3 protein-coding genes are annotated in these 2862 nt (G+C 75.5%); all 3 read left to right on the forward strand.

The window, feature by feature from the left end; translation table 11 throughout:
• Positions 1–39 precede the first annotated feature (39 nt).
• The 3 genes from E2E34_RS33115 to E2E34_RS33125 all read left to right on the forward strand — a co-directional run bounded on the left by E2E34_RS33115 (position 40) and on the right by E2E34_RS33125 (position 2827).
• Entirely contained in the window at positions 40–1038 is a 999-nt protein-coding gene (locus E2E34_RS33115; protein ID WP_138905532.1) for an asparagine synthetase A, read from the forward strand.
• Between the two features lie 11 nt (positions 1039–1049).
• Positions 1050–2324 (forward strand): glutamate synthase-related protein, encoded by a 1275-nt coding sequence (locus tag E2E34_RS33120; protein WP_138905534.1) that lies wholly within the window; start codon positions 1050–1052, stop codon positions 2322–2324.
• Positions 2325–2464: 140 nt separating this feature from the next.
• A complete protein-coding gene (locus E2E34_RS33125; protein WP_138905533.1) occupies positions 2465–2827 on the forward strand; it encodes a hypothetical protein in 363 nt (120 codons plus the stop codon).
• Positions 2828–2862 lie beyond the last annotated feature (35 nt).

The following is a 2862-nucleotide window of genomic DNA, read 5'->3' on the forward strand; positions in this document are numbered from 1 at the left end:
CCCTCCCCCCATTCCCCCGACCGTCTGGAGTCGACCGACATGGAACACACCCACACCCGCACGCCCGCACCTCCGCCCCTCGGCGCGCACTTGGCGTCGCCGCGCCTGCGGTCCGCGATGCTCGTCCAGCAGGAAGCGCTGTACGCGACGCGGGAGTTCCTGCGCGGCGAGGGCTTCACGGAGCTGCTGCCGCCGCTGGTGGGCCCGGTCACCGATCCGGGCGGCCGGGGCGCCAAGGCCCTCGACGTGGACTACTACGGTCAGCCGTACAAGCTGATGACCAGTGCGATCCTCTACAAGCAGGCGTCGTTGAACGGCTTCCCGAAGCTGTTCTACATCGCCCCGAACGTACGGGTGGAGCCGCCCGAGACCGCCGGCACCGGCCGGCACCTGGTCGAGTTCCACCAGATCGACGTGGAGATGGCCGGGGCGAGCCGGCAGGACGTGCAGGAGATCGCCGCCGGGCTGCTGACCCGGGTGGTGGAGCACGTGTGGACGGCCGTGCCGGACGTCCTGCGCGAACTGGGCCGGAGCGAGAGCGAGTTCGACGAGCTGCGGGCCGGGAAGTTCGAGGCGTGCACGCACGAGGAGGCGGTCGCCCGGCTGGCCGCGCTCGGCCATGCGCAGAGCCCGGACGCGGAGATCGACTGGGAGGCCGAGCGGATCCTGTCCCTGGACGCCGGCTGCCCCTTCTTCGTCAACGACTACCCGAAGGGCTCGCGCGGCTTCTACGACCGGGAGGACCCCGCGCGGCCCGGCGTACTGCGCAACTTCGACCTCATCGCGCACGGCGGTTACGGCGAACTGGTCAGCGGCAGCGAGCGGGAGGCCGACTACGCGACGATCGTCACCCGGATGCGGGAGAGCGGCGAGAACCCGGCGAAGTACGCCTGGTACCTGGAGCTGGCCCGCGAAGGGCTCTCCCCCAGCGCCGGCTTCGGCATGGGTCTGCAGCGCCTGGTCCGCTTCCTGACCGGCCTGGACGCCCTGTGGCAGGTCAGCGCCTACCCGAAGCTGCCGGGGGTGATCGCGCCGTGAACGCGACCTCGATGACGGCGGGCGGCTTCCCCGAGGACGCGGTACGGGCCCGGGCCCGGCGGGGTGCGGCGGAGGTCTTCCCGCCGGCCGGTGCGTACGGGAGCGGGGTGTTCGGCGCCGGTCACGACGGCCCCGCCGCCCCGACGGCCGGCCCCGACGAGCTGGACGCGCTGCGCCTGGTGCCGCCGGTCTTCATGCCACGACGGCTGGAGAAGCTGATCGAACTCGGCCGGGAGCCCGGCCACGACGATGTGGACCTGCGCACCCGGATCGGTGGGTTCGCCTCCGCACTGCCTCTGTATCTGTCCGCGTTCGGCTCCACGCGGGCCGGCAGCGGGGACCTGGCGGTGGCGGCGGCCCGCCAGGCGGGCCGACTCGGCATCCCGATGGTCATCGGCGAGAACATGGTGCCGGTGCACGGCTACCGCTCGGTGCTGCTGGCCCGGGTCGAGGCGTACACGGAGGCGGCAGCCGGGGGCGCCGGTGGTGTGGTGGTGCAGCAGTCCACCGAGGACGCCGACTCCGAGGTGTGGAATCTCCTGTACAGCGACCCGGCGTCGCGCGCCCTGCGCGACTCGGGCCGGCTCGGCTTCGAGCTGAAGATCGGCCAAGGCGCCAAACCGGGTCTGGGCGGCATGACCGTGGTCGGCCCGGCGGAAGCCGAACGGCTCGCCGGGGCGGGCCGGTTCACGCTCGGCGAGGAGCTCGGGCCGGACGGCGGGCGGCTGCGCTGCGCGACGCCGGGCACGTTCACCGAGGAGATCGTCCGCCAGCAACTGCGGTTCATGCGGAACAACTTCCCGCTCGCCCGTACGTGGGTGAAGTTCCACCCGGGCCGCGACATCGGCGCCGCCACCGGGACGGCGTGGGCGGCCGGGGCGGACGCGGTCACCGTCGACGGCGCGGAAGGCGGCACCGGCTGGGCGCCCCGGGCGTTCCTCGACGGGGTCGGGCTGCCGCTGGCCGCCTGCCTCCGTGTGATCGACCGCCCCGAGGGCGCGAGTCTGCTGGCCTCCGGCCGGATGTGGGAAGGCGGCAGGGCGGCGCGCGCGCTGGCTCTCGGCGCCACCGCGGTCGGTCTCGGCCGGGCGGCCCTGCTCGCCGTGGACGAGGACCCGGAGCACGGCCTGGAACGGCTGACGGAGGCTCTCGCGCTGGAACTGCGGCTGCTGATCAGCGCCCTGGGGCAGTACCGTCCGTCGGCCCTGAGCAGGACGGACCTCTGGCCGCCGGGCACCGCCGCCCCCATCGCGCCCCTCGCGGTCCCGGCGGGGCCCCGGCCGTGAACCGGCCACGCGGCCGGGCCGCCGCACGCCGGTGGGACCCGCCCGCAGCCGGCCCGGGCCGGGCCCGGCGGGCCGGGCCGACGCCTGACGCCCGCCCGGGAAGGAGCCGGCGAAGAGTACGACGGCCGCGCCACGCGGCGGTGCCCGGCGCCGGACCCGGCCGGGTGGCGGCCGCGCCGTCGGGACGGAAACCGGACCGGCGGCCTCCGCCCGGCCGTCCTGGCCCCGGCTTCGCCGTGCTCGCCCGGTTCCTGCCGGACAGTTCGTTCCCCGGCGTCGCGGTGGCCCCGGAGGCCCCGGCCGTCGTGGCCCGGGCCGCCGGACAGGCCGCTGCCCGGCGGCTCGCCCGTACCGGACGGGCGCACGTCGGTGGCCGCCTGGCGCTCCAGGTCCTCGGCACCCCCGCGGGACCGGCCCGTACCGCGTCCTCGGGGAAGCCGCCCGCCGTCATCGAGGTCGCGTTCACGGCGCGATCACCCCCGGCAGCTTCGGGGAGGCGCTGACCTGCCACAGGGCGTCCAGGCCGGTCAGGAAGCGG

Source organism: Streptomyces albidochromogenes (genome assembly GCF_005981925.1).
GTDB classification, from domain to species: domain Bacteria; phylum Actinomycetota; class Actinomycetes; order Streptomycetales; family Streptomycetaceae; genus Streptomyces; species Streptomyces albidochromogenes.